Source organism: Agathobaculum butyriciproducens (assembly GCA_003096535.1).
Taxonomy (GTDB): Bacteria; Bacillota; Clostridia; order Oscillospirales; family Butyricicoccaceae; genus Agathobaculum; species Agathobaculum butyriciproducens.
Genome location: QEKJ01000001.1, coordinates 321,596 through 339,286 on the forward strand (window position 1 = coordinate 321,596; position 17,691 = coordinate 339,286).

The 17,691-nt window shown below is 55.6% G+C and carries 9 protein-coding genes; 1 reads left to right on the top strand and 8 read right to left on the bottom strand.

The window, feature by feature from the left end; translation table 11 throughout:
- Positions 1-6: 6 nt before the first annotated feature.
- The 4 genes from C7386_RS01530 to C7386_RS01545 all read right to left on the bottom strand — a co-directional run bounded on the left by C7386_RS01530 (position 7) and on the right by C7386_RS01545 (position 12,772).
- Positions 7-9,315 (bottom strand): type II secretion system protein, encoded by a 9,309-nt coding sequence (locus C7386_RS01530; protein WP_116704705.1) that lies wholly within the window; start codon positions 9,313-9,315, stop codon positions 7-9.
- A gap of 227 nt (positions 9,316-9,542) precedes the next feature.
- Positions 9,543-10,904 (bottom strand): NCS2 family permease, encoded by a 1,362-nt coding sequence (locus tag C7386_RS01535; RefSeq protein WP_110435308.1) that lies wholly within the window; start codon positions 10,902-10,904, stop codon positions 9,543-9,545.
- A gap of 118 nt (positions 10,905-11,022) precedes the next feature.
- On the bottom strand, positions 11,023-11,547 hold the full coding sequence (locus C7386_RS01540; RefSeq protein WP_110435309.1) for an adenine phosphoribosyltransferase: 525 nt from the start codon (positions 11,545-11,547) through the stop codon (positions 11,023-11,025).
- Positions 11,548-12,397: 850 nt separating this feature from the next.
- A complete protein-coding gene (locus tag C7386_RS01545; RefSeq protein ID WP_110435310.1) occupies positions 12,398-12,772 on the bottom strand; it encodes a DUF4186 domain-containing protein in 375 nt (124 codons plus the stop codon).
- A gap of 138 nt (positions 12,773-12,910) precedes the next feature.
- Between C7386_RS01545 and C7386_RS01550 the strand changes: the two genes are divergently transcribed.
- On the top strand, positions 12,911-15,325 hold the full coding sequence (locus tag C7386_RS01550) for an ATP-dependent helicase (protein WP_110435311.1): 2,415 nt from the start codon (positions 12,911-12,913) through the stop codon (positions 15,323-15,325).
- A 42-nt stretch (positions 15,326-15,367) separates the two neighbouring features.
- Here C7386_RS01550 and C7386_RS01555 read toward each other — a convergent pair whose 3' ends face one another.
- The 4 genes from C7386_RS01555 to C7386_RS01570 all read right to left on the bottom strand — a co-directional run bounded on the left by C7386_RS01555 (position 15,368) and on the right by C7386_RS01570 (position 17,690).
- Entirely contained in the window at positions 15,368-15,952 is a 585-nt protein-coding gene (locus tag C7386_RS01555; protein WP_133241560.1) for a PBECR4 domain-containing protein, read from the bottom strand.
- Between the two features lie 276 nt (positions 15,953-16,228).
- On the bottom strand, positions 16,229-16,936 hold the full coding sequence (locus tag C7386_RS01560) for a sigma-70 family RNA polymerase sigma factor (RefSeq protein ID WP_318261163.1): 708 nt from the start codon (positions 16,934-16,936) through the stop codon (positions 16,229-16,231).
- Entirely contained in the window at positions 16,933-17,370 is a 438-nt protein-coding gene (gene spoIIAB / locus C7386_RS01565) for an anti-sigma F factor (protein ID WP_110435313.1), read from the bottom strand. Before spoIIAB ends, C7386_RS01560 begins: the two co-directional genes overlap by 4 nt.
- Positions 17,370-17,690: an anti-sigma factor antagonist gene (locus C7386_RS01570; protein WP_110435314.1), complete on the bottom strand. Its 321-nt coding sequence runs from the start codon at positions 17,688-17,690 to the stop codon at positions 17,370-17,372. The genes spoIIAB and C7386_RS01570 overlap by 1 nt, the downstream gene beginning before the upstream one ends.
- Position 17,691 lies beyond the last annotated feature (1 nt).

Sequence of the window (17,691 nt, forward strand, 5' to 3'; positions counted from 1 at the left end):
TCGTAACTAAAATCTGCGCTCAGCAGGATCGGATTCCGTATAACGGTCGCTCTTGCTGTCCGCAATGACAGTTACCCTGCTGATCTGTATACCATTCGTCAGCTGCAGGGTCTGATTCTCGTGCGTTACCACGGAGAAAATGTTAGGCAGCTTCAAGGTAAATGTGCCGTCCTTCACCTGCAGCATGGTATCCGGCTGATAGCTGTAATAACGAATGCTGCCATTGGTAAGGCTGTATCTGCCGTTGACCGCACTGCCCTGTTTTACAGTATACCAGTCATCCCCTGCAACTGCAAACGTATTTTGACCATTTATGATAATCTCCGGCAGATTCCCGCTCATATCGACGGTAACAGTCGTGGATTTATCGTCCTTATCGGTCAATTCAATCCGATACAGGTCAGCCTCTGCCACCTCGTCCCACGAGAGCGCGGTAAGCTGTGCATCCCACTCTGCCGTGTTGATAAGACGATTCATCGGGCCATAGCTGACCGCAAGCGTCTCATTCACGTTTGCCAGCGACGCGCTCGGTGCTTCCAGCTTCACACGCGGGAATACCACATCGCCGCTCGATACCCAGACCGAGCTTACCTGTCCCGCCGACTGCGAAATACGAGCCTCAAACCGTACAGAACAGCCTGCGTATTTCGTATCCAGATCGGTCAGGCTGCAGACGTAGCTGCCGCCGCTTTCGCTCATTGCGGAAACGGGGTGAGTCACCGTTGTGCCGTCCGTCCCGGTGATTTTTGCCCGCAGCAGATAGGTGCTGCCGCCGGGCGGTACGCTGGCCTCATTCTCCGGCGTAACGGTGACCTGCAGGCCTCCGCTTCGGAAGCCGGCCGCCGGAATCGGGTTGTTTGCTGTCGCATTCCAGTTGTACGACCACTTGACGCTCGGCGTATTCAGACGCATCGGCACGGTCATCGTGTACACGATACCGTTCGGGCTGTCCGCGTAGCCGGAATCATCAGTAGCCACCGCCACCAGATAGAGGTCGATGGTCTTGCCGGCGTAATCCTCAAGACTGCGGCTTACCGAGCAGGTGCCGCCCCTGACGGGCACAAGCGCACCCAGGGCAGCGGCCGTTTCGCCCTCCGGCTGCACATAAATCTGATAGCCTGCACAGCCGTTTTCGCTGCCGATGGCACTCCAGCCAATGGTGTATTCCAGCTCGTTGGTATCCGGGTTGATTACCAATGGCTGTCCCGGACGCTCGAGGCGCTGCTTGACAGCGTACTTCTTCGTCGTACTCAGGCCAACCTCGCCGTATTCCTGTCCCAGACGGGTAACGGTCAGCTCAACCTCGGCGTACTGCCAGTCGTCCGCGCTGATGGTGAACGATTGGGAAGTATTCGGATTCTCCTGCGTACCGTAAACCTCGTTGACCGGAATGCCGATTCTTGCGCCTGCCGCAGTGATGCCGGTCAGCTTGACGCTGTAGTGCGGCGCTGCAGTCCCCTGCCCGGACTGCGTCCACGAGAACCGGTAGCTGATACTGCCGTTATCTTCCGGTATCAGTACCGGGTCGTTCAGCTCCGGTGCCGTCAGCGGCTTGATGTTCAGCGCCGCGGCTTTAATGTAGTTTGCAAAGTCATTCGCATGGCCAAGAACATGACTGTAAATGGTCTTGTCCTGCTGCTGAACGCCCTCCGCGCTGTAAGTCCGCAGCGTAACGGGTGCATCGCCGGTCTGCCGGGTATCGCCATAGGTGTAAACCGGTCCCAGACCGGAGGCGGCGTACCATGCACGCACCCGACGATTTGTGACATTCTCCGCGAAATACTCCTTCGGCAGGTCGCGGAAGTTTGCCATAACCGTGTTGCCCGCCGAGGTCAGCACATCCTCATACGCAAACACATACTCATTTGTGCCAACCGTGCCGAGCACCTCGATACGGTAAATCGGCGGTGTTTCCATCTGCGGCTCGTTGACCGTCAGTGCAGCCGTGACGGTGCAATCATCCACCGTACTGCCCGAGTACGATACCGACAGCTTGTTAATACTGCCGTCCGGCTTGTACTTCGGCGTGTCGGTCGGGATGGTATCCGTCACGGAGGCCGGCTGAATGCCGTTCGTAATGCCTGCCGCTGCCGTGACGATCAGCTCCTTCAAATCGTCGCCGCTGATCTCGGCGGTCTGGTTGTTCTGATCAATGGTCACGGTCTGCGAGCCAAGCCTGAAGGTGACCTTCCAGTTGCTGAAGGCCGCATAATCCGCAAGGTTTTTCAGCGAGATCTGGTATTTAGCGCCATTGTTCCAATGGCTCACCAGTCGGATATTGACATCCGGTGTCGGCAGCACCGACACATTCTGCGTCGCCGCAGTTTTCCATGCAGAAGGCGCGGTATCCTCAAACAGACTGACAGCACGAACCGACAATGTAACGGTCTTGCCTGCTGTGTCTGTCGCAAGGCTTGCCGGCAGCTGGAACGTACCGGTGGTGATGCCGGAGCCGTACACCTGTGTGCCGTTCAGCTTCGGGTCCCACTGTCCCTGTCCCTTTTGGTTCGGGATAAAGCGCAGATTGGACAGCACTTCCTTGCCATCAACGAGCACTGTACCCTCGTAGTACAGGGGACGGTCCGTATCCTCGATGGATACATCGAAACTGCCGTCTGTCTGCTGTTTCAAGTCAACCGTGAACGAGGCATCCAGCTTTTTGCTGTTTTGGCCGTGCTCCATGGTGCGGTATGCCTCACGAACATAATCGTCCATGATCTTTCCGCCTGACAGGTTGTTCAGTTTGCCGGTTTTCTGGCTAATGGCAGGCATTAGGCTGTTTGCATTCCATGTGCGTACCTGATCATAAGAATAATCCGGCGGCATTTCAAACAGAATTCGTCCGGTAATTTTTTCCGTACCATCATTGAATTTGCTGATCAGGATGCCATTTTCAACCCTTGTATTAGAATCTGTCATGTTGTAATAAATGCCGCATTTTGTCCGGGCATCCTCATTTTGTGTCCAGTTCAAAGTCGGATCCAGACGCGGACCAACAATCGCCGCATAGAATTTTCCGTCAAACTCACCATATGCAGCCATGCGCGCATAACCACGCCGCGATTCACCTGCACCGTTGTTGCGCGCTTCGTCCGTTTTATAAGTAATGCCAGCTGTATTCCCTCTCTCTGTCAGCCCCCATGTATCAAAGAAATAATAGTTATTGCCCACCCGGTTTACATCCAGCCGCGTAGAACGGCCAGTCTGGAACGAAATAATGCCGTTATCCGACCTGATCGGCACAGAATAGCAATTCTGGATATAAGTATTCTGTGTCGCAGCCGAACCGTAGCGGTCACCGAAGATACCGGCGCGGAAGTTAGTACCCACCAGATCGTCCGTGTACGCATAGTTGCGGCAGCGGTCGATATTCAGCACGATATTCGCCGTCGATGCCGTGATGGAAGCACCGTTGTTCGATGTTGCGTTATCGACCGAGAAGAAGCCCACGATACCGGAAGCCATCGAGCCCGAATAAATTTTAACACCCGGTGCATTGAGGCAGTCCACTACATTGATATTGAACTGCTGTCCCATGGCGGCCGAACTTGCCGTATACGCCGTAATATTACCCAGAATGCCGGCACTGTCATTTGCACTTTGGCTCGTGTTGGTACCCAAGCGGCCATATATACTGCCATGGTTCTGGCAGCTCAGAATATTGAAATCCTGACCGGAGGCCGCATGATACAGCTGTGCCACGATACCGCCGGATGCACCGACCCAGTTGGCTGCATAAGTGGTCTGCAAATTGCCGTAATTGTAGCAATCCTCAACCGTACCGCCGTTATTCGTCCACTGGCCGACAATGCCGCCCGAATAGTGCGACAGATAGCCGTAAACCGTGCCATAATTGATGCAGTTCTCAATCGTCCAGTCGCTTGTGGTCTTGTTGGACTGCGTGCCGATGATACCGCCCGCAAAGCGGCTGGTATTCTGCTTTTTCAGCTGGCGGCCGACAAACGCGCAGTTGAGCAGGAACGACAGATCCTTTTCGCTCTCGTTCATGCCGACAATACCGCCGGTGCCGACACCGATGCCGTCCGACTTGTTGACCAGCAGCCAGCTGCCGCTGACGCAGCGATTCAGCTCACCGGTCGGCGCGTTGTAGCCCGCCACGCCGCCGAGGTTGCCGTTGCTCGATACGATGATCTGCATGGTGCGTTCTGCCGCTACGCTCTTGCTGCCGCCGTTGTAGGACAGCTTTTCCACATCCGTCCGGTCTGCCCACTTTACCCAGGTGGAATCCGCAGACAGCTTCTGCGCCTTGGCATTCGCCAGCAGCTCGCTCACCTTGCTGACATTTTCCATCAAGGCTTCGGTGCTCTTATCGCCGGACATGGTGATCGTGCCCTTGTTATAGCCGGTCACACCGCCGACCATGCCGTTTTTGACCGTAATCGTGCCGGTTCCGGTATTGTCTATGTAGCACTGCTCGATGATGCCGGTCGCATCATTCTTGCCTGCAATGCCGCCGATATGCGAGGACAGGCGTTCCTTCTCTGCCGCCGAGCTGGTGGAGGTTGCGGTGTACACACCGTCCGCCATCAGCGTCAGTCCGGAAACGGTGCTGCCCTGCAGCAGACCGCCGTTCAGTCCGGCAATGCCGCCGTAGCAGTTGCCGACCGCGCTCTTTCCTTCGTCGATCGTGCCGGAGTAAGTGCATTCGGTTACCTTGCCGCTTGCATTATTCTGACCGACTACACCGCCGAGATAGGTATACTTCGTGAATTTCTCGAAATCCGAGGTGACCTTCACCTTGCTGATCGTACCGCCCGCTCGATTGATGCCGACTGCACCGCCGACCTGCAGCGTGCTTGCGGAAACGCTGTATGTCGGCTGCTGCGAAACCTCGGTTTCCGTGACCGTACCGCTATTGTCTCCGACAACAGCACCCAGAATGAATGCACTGCCGGAAATCGTGATATGATCGCCGAGTACCGCTCCCTGAACCGTACCGCCCTTGTAGTTTACCGCACAGATCGCACCTGCCGCAGTCTTGTTGCGGGTGATGAGCGTTACCCTGTTATCCGCCGTGCCGACGCTGCAGCTCCTGATCGTACCGTAGTTTTCGCTGGCAACGCCGCCTGCATAGCCGTCGTTGCTGGTGATGCTGCCGTTGCCGATACAGTTCTCGACCGTGCTGCTCGCGCTGTTCATGCCGACAATGCCGCCTGCCGCACCGACATTTGCGGTCACCTGACCGAGATTCTTCGCGTACCGCAGAACAGCCTTTGCGCCCTCCTGCGCGCCGACAACGCCGCCTGCACTGCCCGCCGCTGCGTGGACCTCTGCCGCCCGATTGGTCAGGCAGTTGATGCTCGTGCCGCCGAGTGTGCCGCGGTTGATGCCGGCAATACCGCCGACCATACTGCTGCCGCGCACGGTCAGCCTGTTATCCGCGGCAATGACATCGCCCTGTGCGCTGCCGCTTGCCGGACTGAGCGTGCCGGTTGCGGTATTCACGCCGATCACGCCGCCGACACCGCTGCCGCTGCCGTTGACACGGCGCTTTCCTGCCGGTGTGCTCGAAAGCGTGATCGCACCGCCGTTTTCGCCCGCAATACCGCCGACACGGCCTGCACCGCTGACATTGGCGCTGCTGGTATTGTTCTGTATCCTGCCGCCGCTGAGATTATAGCCGACGATACCGCCGACCGTGTTCCGTCCGGTGACGGTGCAGTTTTTCTCGGTCGTGCAGTTTTCAATCGTGCCCTCCGTCCTGCCGCCGACATTCAGACCCGCGATACCGCCGATATAATCCTGCGTTGCGCTGCCCATGCTGCCGGAGAGCGTGCAGCCGCGGATGATGCCCTCGTTCAGACCGACCACGCCACCCATGGCATTCAGACCGTTCATCGTACCCTTGCTGGCACAGTGCTCTATCACATGATTCTCACCGTTGACGCCGATCACACCGCCGATGACGGAAACACGCAGCTCGCCGCCGCCCAGCTCATCGGAGAGTGCCTTCGCGGCATCCGTGTACTTCTGCGCCTGCAGATAGGACACCAGATCCACACCGGTTTTCAGCTTGCTGTCCGGGAAGGTGTCCTCTGCCGGACGGTCAAAGCCGCCTGCGTTCAGGCAGTGCTCCACCTTCATTCGGGTCTGCGGCTCACAGCTGCCGATAATGCCGCCTGCATACGCATACGCGCGGATGGTCATGTTGTTGGAAACCGCAGACAGCCTGCCTGCACTGTTGCCGTCCGCTGTGATGGTGATGGTATGCCTATTGGTAGAAGCCTTGACCGTTCCCGGCGCATTGCTGTTGTTTGCCGCGATGCCCGGCAGAAGCGCATACAGCGTTCCGCCTGCCCGGTCTTGCTCCGTGTAGGTGCGCTGATAACCGATCAGACCGCCGCAGAATGCCTCTGCAGTGACCGTGCCAAGGCTGTTATCGACCTTGAGACCGCTGACCGTGACATTCTCTCCCGGGTTAACGACATTCGCACCGATCGCGCCGCCGACATAATACCGGCCCTGTACGCTGCTCGGCTTGATGGTCAGCTTCTTCTCGAGCAGCTCCGTCGAAGCATTCAGACCGACCAGACCGCCGACACAATCTCCGGTTGCGGCAACACGGCCGCCGATAAGCGTGTAATTGATGTCAATCGTGCCGTCCGTGTCGTTATAGCCGACCAGACCGCCGACATAGTGCCTGCCGACAACGATACCCGCCACACTCCGGTTGGAGACTGCGTTATCCTTGTCGCTGAAGGTGATCGTGCCGTTGTTGTAGCCGGTCAGACCGCCCGCATAGCTGCCGACAGCTCCCCAGTCCGTGACACGCCTGTAGATCGCATTATTGGTGTCCGAAACATAGCTTGCACAGTTTATGATAGCCGCCTTGTTCTCATTTGCACCGCAAATACCGCCGATATACGCATTGTATCCCGCAGCGACACCTGTGTTGACGCAGTTTTTGATCGTCGAACCGCCTTTATTCTCACCGATGATGCCGCCGACATACGAATTGCCGATGACATAGCTTGCGTTAACGGTTGTTCTGGTGCCGTTTTCACTGAGCAGTGCCGTCTGCGTATCAGACTGATTCAGCGCACCGATGATGCCGCCAACATACTCGCTGCCGAGAACGTAGCCGTTTGCCTCGGTCTCGCAGTCATACAGCACACTTTGTTCGCCATAGCCGACAATGCCGCCGACATATCTGCCGCGCAGCTTGTCTCGATCCTCCTGCTTATAGGTGTAGCCGTCCGCATATCCAGCACGGCTCCTGCATTCCGAAAGAGACGCATTATGCGCGTAGCCGACAATGCCGCCGATATAATGTCCTGCCAGCGAATGATCATCTGCGGCTATGCTGCTGAGAATCAGACCCTCATTTTGGCAGTCAGCCATATCTTTTCCCGTGGCCTGATCCTTGCCGGAAAAATAGCCTGCAATGCCGCCAACCGAGCGATTGCCCGTTACAGCGGCGCTGTTGGTCAGGGTCTTGACTGCGGCACCGTTTGTTGTCAGGCTGCCCGCAATACCGCCGATACCGCGCGCAGTATCGCCAGTCGGCAGCGTACCGGTCACGGTACCCGATGCAGACAGCTTGATTACTGACTTAGAATCGCTGACCTCAATCACACCGGCCACACCGCCGATGCCCTGCGCGTTCGTGCTGCCCGCCAGATTAACATCGACAGCCGCACCTGTGACTTCGCTGTCTTTCAGGCTGCCGCTGCTGAAGCCGCAGACTGCGCCCACGCCCTTGAGGGAATCCGAAGTGACCTTGACCGACGGATTTGCGAGCTTGAGGTTGATGATACTGCCCTCGTTTTGCTGGAACAGGCCGAGGTATTCGCTGCCGCTGGCAACCGAATCCTCATCCAGCTTCAGGTTACTGATGGTGTTGCCGCCGGTGATAACACTGACGATGCGGTTCAGCAGACCGCCTGTGCCGTCCAGTGTCTGATTGCTGCGCAGCGCAGGGATACTCGGGAAGCCGATATCCTTGCCGGCGGAGACCGAAAGCGCGCCGCGGGCTGCCGTACCGTAAACCTTTACACTGTCGCTCGTCCAGTCCAGCGAACGCGCGGTAACGGCAAATGCCGCCGCCGTATCCATATAACGGATATTGGACAGATGACGGAAGGTTTCGATCTCGCACCGGCTGTTATTCGACCGGGTGCCGTCACCGAAAAGCGTGTTCGCCTTATTGGATTCGATAGCGTCACTCTTTTGATACTCCTCACCGCCGGTGTTTTCTGCATTCGGGTCCGGAAATACCTGCACAGCTGCGTAAACATTCAGCGGGTTTTCCAGTTTGCCGCCGAAGCGCGTGATGCTGGTATCGCTGCTCTGCCGGAAGGCTGCTGCGTTATCAGCGGACAGCTTATCCAGCTGGTCGTACAGCTTCGCATTCATCATACCGTCCAGCACAAGTGTTGCCCGCTTGTTGGTACGGTCGTATTCCACGGGGAAGGTATAATCCTTCGTCGCATTGTCCTCGGTCGTAACCGCAACCGACTGCGAACCCGTTTTCAAATTCCTGCCCGGAATATTGATCGACAGGAGCTGTGCTTTATCCTCACTGCTGTACAGCTTGACCTCGTAATAAACCTTATCCAGATCCTGATCCTTCACATTGCTCGACCAGTTCAGCGACAGGGTTTCACCGTTTACCAGATTGATCGAGGTGATCTTCAGCTTGGTCGCATCCAGACTGACAGCATTGACTGCATCCTGAACCGAGTAATAGCCCAGCCGTTCTTTCTGGCGCGTATCGCGGTCGCGCTTGCTGTAATCAATATCCAGCCAGCTGCCGGACATATCCGCCGGTTTGCTGTCCTCATTCGATCCGTAGTACAGTCCCTTGCAGTTTGTGCCGTAGAAAACCGAATAAACCTGACCGCTTTCCACGTCGATTTCGATGCAGATTGCAGCATTCAGCACACTTTTATCGTAGGTATCCTGCGAAAGAAGCGCACCGACGAGCGCACCGTCACCCGACAGCTCGCCTTCTGCGTATTCGCCTGCATCCAGACGAATGCCGTAAATACGGCCGACCAGCTTTTTCCGGTCCTCATCCGACTCATCAAACGACTGATTCAGCACGCCTTCCTTCTTCACCTTGCTGCAGAATGACTCCCATTCACCGCCGGTACGAAGGTAGGTCAGCTCGGATTCTGCCGACAGATACATGGTCTTAGCGTACGATTCATTCTTTCGGAACTGCGACAGATGGATATACCCCAGAAGGCTCGGTACAGCGATGGCAAACAGAATGCTCAGAATGACCAGCGTAACCACCAGCTCTACAAGAGTAAAGCCGCCTTTTCCGCACCTTTTGCGCTGCTGTGTCATATTCGCTGCCTCCTTTCCTTTGGATACAAGATAAACGGGTATACTGCCCAAATTTAGTCGTTTTATATTTTACCAACTCCTACGTTTTCTGTCAAGTATCGACACCGTTCAACTGCAATCTCCGCTGTTTTCGCTTATTTTCTCTGATATTTACCATGATTTTCATGCCACAAAAAAGCTGCCGAAGCGAGCTTCGGCAGCCTTCTGCAATCTTTACGATTTCTGAATTAGAGGAAGATATACTTGAGTACGAACAGTACTGCCAGAACGTACATCAGCGGAGCAACCTTCTTGCCCTTGCCGGCTGCAACATTCAGCAGAACGTAGGAGATAACGCCCAGAGAGATACCCTCGGAGATGCTGTAGAACAGCGGCATAGCGATGATGGCGAGATAAGCCGGGATGGACTCGGTCAGGTTGTCCAGATCGAAGTTGATCTCGGTTACGGTGCCTACCATCAGGAAGCCGACCATGATCAGCGCCGGAGCGGTTGCGAAGGACGGGATGGCGGTGAAGATCGGTGCAAACAGCGTGGATACAAGGAACAGGATGCCGGTAACCAGAGCGGTCAGGCCGGTACGGCCGCCGACTGCAACGCCGGATGCGGACTCAACGAAGGTGGTGGTGGTGGAAGTACCCAGAATTGCACCTGCGGAGGTTGCAATCGAGTCTGCCAGCAGAGCGGGCTTGATGCCCGGCAGCTTGCCGTCCTTATCGAGCATCTTCGCCTTGGTGGCAACACCGATCAGCGTGCCCAGAGTATCGAAAATATCAACGAACAGGAACGAGAAGATGACAACGATGAAGTTTACGATGCCGACTGCGCTGAAATCCACGTTGAAGCACTGCCCGAAGGTCAGACCCAGCTTGGAGAAGTCGGTCATGCCCCAGCTCGGGAACAGGGAATAGAAGCCTGCGTCCGGCGTCGGAACGTAAAGGCCGGTCACCTGGCAGAGCATGCCGAGGATCCAGGTCAGCAGAATGCCGTACAGGATGGCGCCCTTCATCTTGCGGGTGTAAAATACTGCGGTGAAGAACAGACCGATCAGCGTCAGCAGTGCGCAGATGCCCGCGGTGTGGAAATTCTCCGGGAAGCTGATGATGCCGACCAGCGTAGCGGAGTCTACGCACAGACCGGAGTTCTGCAGACCGATGAAGGCAATGAACAGACCGATACCAACCGAAACACCCTTTTTGAGCGTCAGCGGAATGGCATTGAAGATGGCCTCACGGATGTTGGTGAGCGACAGGACGATGAAGATCAGGCCCTCAATGAATACGGCCAGCAGCGCAACCTGCCAGCTGTAGCCATAGCCTGCAACAACGGTGTACGCCATGAAGGCGTTCAGACCCATGCCGGCAGAGAGCGCGAACGGCAGGTTTGCCATAAACGCCATGCACAGCGTGCCCAGGCAGGATGCCAGGGCGGTTGCCAGCAATACCGCGGTGGTATCCATACCGGTGGAGCCGAGTACGCTCGGGTTTACGGCAAGGATGTACGCCATGGTCATAAAGGTAGTGATACCGGCCATGACTTCGGTCTTGACTGTGGTTTTGTGTTCCGATAGCTTGAAAACACGTTCAAACATCGAATAACCCCCTTTTTAATTTTCAGGCTTTCGCCTTGATTACTGTGAAATGTCTTGGGTAACACTGCAAAATTTACTTGCAAATCACTCTTGTTCAATTATGCGGTATTGCCCTTGCTTACTTCCCCTCGTAAGCGACAACCGTCTCCGCCGGACAGGTTTTGATGCGGTCGCGTCCGTGCAGACCCTTGAGCTCCAGCAGGCAGACAACCTTGACGACCTTTGCGCCGAGCTGCTCCAACAGGTGGACAGCCGCCTCAAGCGTACCGCCGGTAGCGATCAGGTCATCGACAACGACGATCTTCATCCCCGGCTTGATGTCATCGCGGTGTACCTCGATGGTCTCCATGCCGTACTCCAGCTCGTAGGACATGCGGGACGTTGCACGCGGCAGCTTGCCCTGCTTGCGGATTGGAATGAATGCCTTATGCAGATTATACGCCATCGGTGCACCGAACAGGAATCCGCGGGATTCCAGACCGGCGATCGCGTCAAACTCTACGCCGTCCAGCAGCGCAGTCATCTCGTCCACCGCCAGATGGAAGCCGTCCGCGTCACCGAGCACGGTGGTAATATCGCGGAAGATGATGCCTTCCTTCGGAAAATCCGGAATGCTGGTGATATACTGCTCAACCTTACTCATGAAACCTCAATTTCCTCCTTATCCCTGCCGCCCGGCAGAGAATCAATTATGCTGTTTTGTCATTTGGCAAGCAAAACAGCAATACACTTTATATATTATCAAATCGTGTCGTTTGTGACAAGAGATTGATTGTACGAAATGTAGATTTTTATCATGAAGATTATTGCCGCTATACAAATCCTCATCAAATTGTTCACTATCGGATATGGAACGGGCGCTGTCCGGACGACTGAGCGGTTCACCGCACCCGCGGCGGCGGGCAAGAGGGCAGACACCTGCGGTTTCTACCCTCTTAACTCCCGTTTCCCTTTGTTTCCGAATCCGGCGCAGACCAGAGACCGGCGACCGCTTCGAAAAGGAGAACGGCAGAGGATTCTTTCTACCGTAGGAGCGCACAATGTGCGCCCATTTCTCTATCTCTACGCAGTGTCAGATTTCGTTCTGCTACACAGGCGGGTTCATCTACGCAGGCGCGACATAACAGTGTCGCGCAACTCGTTGGTAGGTGGCTGCGGACGGCACCTGCAGGCTACAATTATCAATAAACTTTACCGTAGGGTGCGACGACCTCGGCGCACCGTATCTAACGATTGATACACGTTACCCCGTAGGGGAGCACATTGTGCTCCCGCGCAACGTCAAATCAAACGGTTCTTGAACGTTTCTTGCGCAGACTCCAGTCGCGCTGCGGGCGCACACTGTGCGCCCCTACGATTAAGCATGTGCAGATGGTTTACAAATGGTGCGCCGAGTCGTCGCACCCTACGGTTTACATTTATGATGAAATATAATGACATGAAGAAGGGTAAAACATTACGTTCTCTTCACGCTAATTTTCCATTCTCCATTCTCAATTTTCCATTTCTCTCCTCATCCAGCTCATTAGCATTCCAACGATATAGACCTGCTGCTCCGCCGAAAGCGGCACGCCCTGCGGGATGCCATGCCATTTCGCCAGACAGCCGCGGCAGCAGCAGGCGGTAGCATGCTGCGCGATGAACACCGGATGCCCGCGCATGGGTGTCTGCTTGCCGTCGTTTTTCGGTTCGGCCGGTGCAAGCCGCTTGGAGACGAAATCTGCCGCATGGTCAGCGATTGTATTCCAGCCTTTCTCGCGGATGTACTGCTTGTCCTGCGCCTTCAAATGAAAGCGGCTGCGGAAATTCGAGCGCGAAAGCCGCACGAGCATCTGCGCATAGGTTTCCTGCCGCTGTTTGTCTGTCATTATGCTCACCTCTTTTTATAGTATACTCTGATCGACTTTTTTACGCAATCCGGATAGAACATTTGTTTTCTTTTCCCGAATATGATATACTATCTCTGCATTTGATTTTCTGTATCTTCAAACGAAACGAGGAAACCTATGGAACCGACCAAATTTGATATGAAATATGCCGCTGTCCGGCGTGCGATCATCGAACAGCGCTTTTCCAAGTTAAACGACAAGCAGCGCGAGGCTGTCTATCAGACCGAGGGTCCGCTGCTCATCCTGGCGGGTGCAGGCAGCGGCAAGACGACCGTGCTCATCAACCGTATCATCAACATTCTCAAGTTCGGCGATGGACTGGACAATCCCTATGCGCCCGACTGGGCGACCGAGGACGATCTTCTGTTCCTGACCGAATACCTGACCGATCCTAAGCCGGAGAACCGCGCCCGCGCGGAGCACCTGTGCGCGATGAATCCCGCTCGCCCATGGCAAGTGATTGCGATCACGTTCACGAATAAAGCCGCGCGTGAGCTGCGCGAGCGTCTGGAATTTGCCCTCGGTGACGAGGAAGCTGCGTCCGCTGTCTGGGCGTACACCTTCCACACAGCCTGCCTGCGCATTCTGCGCAAGCACGTTGACCTGCTCGGCTTTGAGAGCGCGTTCACCATCTACGATGAGGACGACAAGAAGCGCGTCATTCTCAACGTAATGAAAAAGCTCGATCTCGATCCCAAGAATTTTGATCCGCGAACCGTGATGGGCATGATCTCCCGCGCGAAGGACAAGCTGATGACCCCGCGTCAGTTCAGCGCGGATGCCGCCGGTGACTACTTCCGTGAAAAGGTCGCAGATGTCTACCGCGATTACGAAAAGGCCATGAAAAAGGCCTGTGCACTGGATTTCGACGACATTATCATGAAAACCGTGCTGCTGCTACAGAACAACCCCGAGGTGCTGGAATACTATCAGCGCCAGTTCCGCTATGTTCTCGTGGACGAGTATCAGGATACCAACTACGCACAGTATGTGCTCACCAGCCTGCTGGCAGGTTATTATGAGAACATCTGCGTGGTCGGCGATGACGACCAGAGTATCTACAAGTTCCGCGGTGCAACGATCACGAATATTCTGGAGTTTGAAAAGCAGTTCAAGGACGCGAAAACCATCCGTCTGGAACAGAATTACCGCTCGACCGGCAATATTCTGAATGCCGCAAACGAGGTTATCCGCAACAACGTCGGCCGCAAGGGCAAGGAACTGTGGACCGACCACGGTGACGGTGCGAAAATCCGTCTGCATCGCTCGGACAGCCAGGAGGGCGAGGCTGCCTACATCGCGGACACCATCCGCGAGGGCGTGGAGCAGGGCCGAAAATGGGGAGATTTCGCCGTTCTGTACCGCAATAACGTCCTGTCGGACAACATCGCCGCCGCATTCATCCGCGCGGGCATTCCGTACCGCGTGTACAAGGGCCGCGACTTCTTCTCGCGCGCCGAGGTCAAGGACATGTTCGCCTACCTGTGGGTGATCGAGAACCCGGCGGACGAGCTGCGTCTGCGCCGTATTATCAACACGCCTGCCCGCAAGATTGGCGATAAATCGGTCGAAACCGCCATGCAGCTTGCCGTCGAGTACGGCACGACGCTGTATGATGTGGTATGCCATGCCTCTCAGTACCCTGCCCTGTCCCGCGGTGCCGCGGCAATGGAGAAGTTCGGCGAAATGATCGAAAATCTGCGTAAACTGCGCGAATTTGTGTCGCTTTCCGAGCTGTACGATGAACTCATGGACAAAAGCGGCTACATCCGTGCGCTGCAGCTAAAGGGCGGTGCAGAAGAGGAAAGCCGCATTGAGCACATTGAGGAGCTCAAGTCCTACATCGTTGATTACGAGGACAAGACCGAAACGCCGTCGCTCGGCGATTTTCTCGAGAACATGGCGCTGTACACGGATGCCGACCAGTCCGGCGAGGACGATGACGCGGTTATCATGATGACCATGCATGCCGCCAAGGGTCTGGAATTCCCTGTCGTATTCCTCGCGGGCATGGAAGACGGGCTGTTCCCCGGTTTCCGTGCAATGGAGAAGGACGAGGACATGGAGGAGGAACGCCGCCTGTGCTACGTTGCCGTCACCCGCGCGAAGGAGCAGCTGTATCTCACCTGCGCGGAGCGCCGCCTGCTGTACGGCCGCACGCAGTATTCGCATCCGTCGCGCTTTATTGATGAGATGCCGGAAGAGCTGCTTGAGAGCAATATCACTGAGAGCCGCCGGTTCTCGAACGCAACTGCACCTGATCCGACGCTTTCGCGTCCGCAGGTGGCTCGCGCACGGTACGTTTCCGCTGCAAATACTGCGCCGAGCGCGTCGCTGGCCTCGGCAGCTAAAAGCAAGCCGCTGCCGAATTTTGCCGCAGGCGACCGCGTGTTCCATAAAGCCTTCGGCGATGGACTGATCGTGTCGGTAAAGCCGATGGGCGGCGATGCCCTGCTCGAAATTGCATTTGATCAGAAGGGCACCAAGCGGCTGATGGCCAAGTCGGCCGGACAGTTTATGCACAAAATTTGAGATTGATTATAAAAAAGGAGATTCTCTACGAGAATCTCCTTTTTATATAGTGTCTGCAACATACTTTGGGTGCTGAAATAAAACTTCCTTATTTTCTCCTTCTACCCTGCATTTATACAGCAGCGTCAACGGTGTCTGGTTTCGAGAATAATCCATTTCCGAACCAAATGCAGATTTACAGAAATATCTTCCGGATTCCTTATCCAGAAAAACAAAGAACATTTCGCCTGAATGATTGTTGCGAATCAGGTACTCTGCATCTATTTTACTGTATCTCGGCACTTTTGCTTTGGAAAACAGAAAGAATGAAAAACCATTTTCCAGCGTATCCTGTAAATTTACAAGCACCTGCAATCGTTTTTGTATACGATCCCAGTTCTTCGATTTTTCAATCCGCTTCGGATCTAATCTTCCGGATAAAATTGCTGTTATCAGCTTTTCGCCGTAATACTCTGCTGAGTTGATCTTAAAATCAACATCATTTGCGTACTGCATACCGACTAAATGCGGAAAATCATAGCGTTCAAACGAAAGTGAAACCACATAGCTTTTCTTTTTGCGTCCGAACACCATATCATACCGAAAATTTAATAATTTTTCCCACGCTTCCGCTGCTTTCCGCAGCAAACACATACCAACACCATCATTTCTATGTAAAAATGAAAGGGATCTGCAAGCAGATCCCTTTCAAGGGTGTTTTCTTTCAGCTTACGCCTACACCGATCTGCGGTACTCACCCGAACCCACATACATAACTCCACAGACACACGGAAATCGGTCCCATTGCCTGCTTCATAGTTGCGACGGACACTCTATGGTGCCGTCTGGTATTATTATAATACCGCAAACCGAGAAATATGTCAATCCGACCGGAACAATTCCTCTTCTTTTTTCGACTTTCTGTTACTCTCTCAACATTTCCCTCAGCTTCTCTATGGCGCGTTTTTCGATGCGCGAGACCTGCACCTGCGACACACCGACGATGCGGCTGACCTGCTGCTGCGTCAAATCACGCGAATAGCGCAGACTGAGCACCTGCCTGTCGCGGTCGGGCAAGTCCTGCAGTGCCTCGTGCAGCGACAGATGCAGGCAGGTTCTCTCCTCCATTCCCTCGTCACCGACCAGATCACCTACGCGTCCGCCGCCGGACAGCTCCCGCTCGAACGAGTCCACCGACACGTCCGCCTGCTCGCAGGCCGCTATTTCCTCGACCGTCAATCCGGCGGCCTGTGCCAGTTCTGATACGGTCGGTGACCGTCCGTTCCGGCTCTCCCAGTCGCTTTGCAGGCGGCGCACACGAACCGCGCGTTCCTTGACCGCCCGGCTGACCTTGACCGCACCGTCGTCCCGCAGAAACCGCCGAATCTCACCCGCGATTTTGGGCACCGCATAGGTAGAAAACTCGTTGCCGAGCGACACATCGAAACCGCGCACGGCCTTGATGAAGCCGACACACGCCAGCTGATACAAATCGTCCGGCTCGGCGCCGCGCCCGTAATACCGCCGCACGATCGACCAGATTAAACCGCTGTTGTCCTCGATCAGCCGCGCTTCCGCGTCCCTGTCGCCCGAAGCCGCCTGCTCGAGCAGCGTGCGCATTTCTCCGGTCACGCCTGCCGCTCCTTCAGCACCTTGACCATCGCAACCAGCGTTCCCTTTCCCGGCGTGGAGCGCACGCGCATTTTGTCCGTGAATGTCTCCATGATGGTGAATCCCATGCCGCTGCGCGTGTCGTCGCCTGTGGTGAACATGGGCTGGCGCGCCTGCTCGACATTCTCAATGCCGCATCCGGCGTCTTTTACCTTGAGCTCCAGAGCGCGTCCCTCGAACAGCCGCACCGTGACTGTGATAAACCCGCATTTGTCCGCGTAGCCGTGCACAATGGCGTTTGTCACCGCCTCGGAGACCACGGTTTTGATGTCGCCAAGCTCCTCCATCGTTGGGTCCAGCTGCGCAACAAACGCGCCGACCGCCTGCCGCGCAAACGCCTCGTTGACCGAATGACTCTCGAATTTCAGGCTCATTTTGTTGATGACCGCCCGCATTATTCCTTCCCCCTTTCAAAAACCATCACCTGCGGCAGACCGGCCGCCTCAAACACCCGCATCGGCTGCGGCGGCGTGCCGCGCACCGCAAATTCGCGTCCGCTGCGGGCACAGGTGCGGTACAGGTGCAGGACGACCGCCAGACCGGAGCTGTCCATAAACGTCAGCTCGGACAGGTCGAGCACCAGCTTTTCACACGGAAACAGCACCAGCAGATCCTCGGTCTGCTCAATCGCCGCCCGTGCTGCATGATGGTCCAACTCACCGGTGTACACCGCGATCAGCGTGCCCTCCTGCCTTCTCTGCGTGATTTGCAGCATA

What these genes read in the sequence shown, in the direction of transcription:
- spoIIAB (WP_110435313.1), bottom strand. Translation starts at nt 17,370, where the DNA reads ATGCGGGCGGTCATCAACAAAATGAGCCTGAAATTCGAGAGTCATTCG.
- C7386_RS01550 (WP_110435311.1), top strand. Translation starts at nt 12,911, where the DNA reads ATGGAACCGACCAAATTTGATATGAAATATGCCGCTGTCCGGCGTGCG.
- C7386_RS01570 (WP_110435314.1), bottom strand. Translation starts at nt 17,690, where the DNA reads ATGCTGCAAATCACGCAGAGAAGGCAGGAGGGCACGCTGATCGCGGTG.
- C7386_RS01535 (WP_110435308.1), bottom strand. Translation starts at nt 10,904, where the DNA reads ATGTTTGAACGTGTTTTCAAGCTATCGGAACACAAAACCACAGTCAAG.
- C7386_RS01530 (WP_116704705.1), bottom strand. Translation starts at nt 9,315, where the DNA reads ATGACACAGCAGCGCAAAAGGTGCGGAAAAGGCGGCTTTACTCTTGTA.
- C7386_RS01540 (WP_110435309.1), bottom strand. Translation starts at nt 11,547, where the DNA reads ATGAGTAAGGTTGAGCAGTATATCACCAGCATTCCGGATTTTCCGAAG.
- C7386_RS01545 (WP_110435310.1), bottom strand. Translation starts at nt 12,772, where the DNA reads ATGACAGACAAACAGCGGCAGGAAACCTATGCGCAGATGCTCGTGCGG.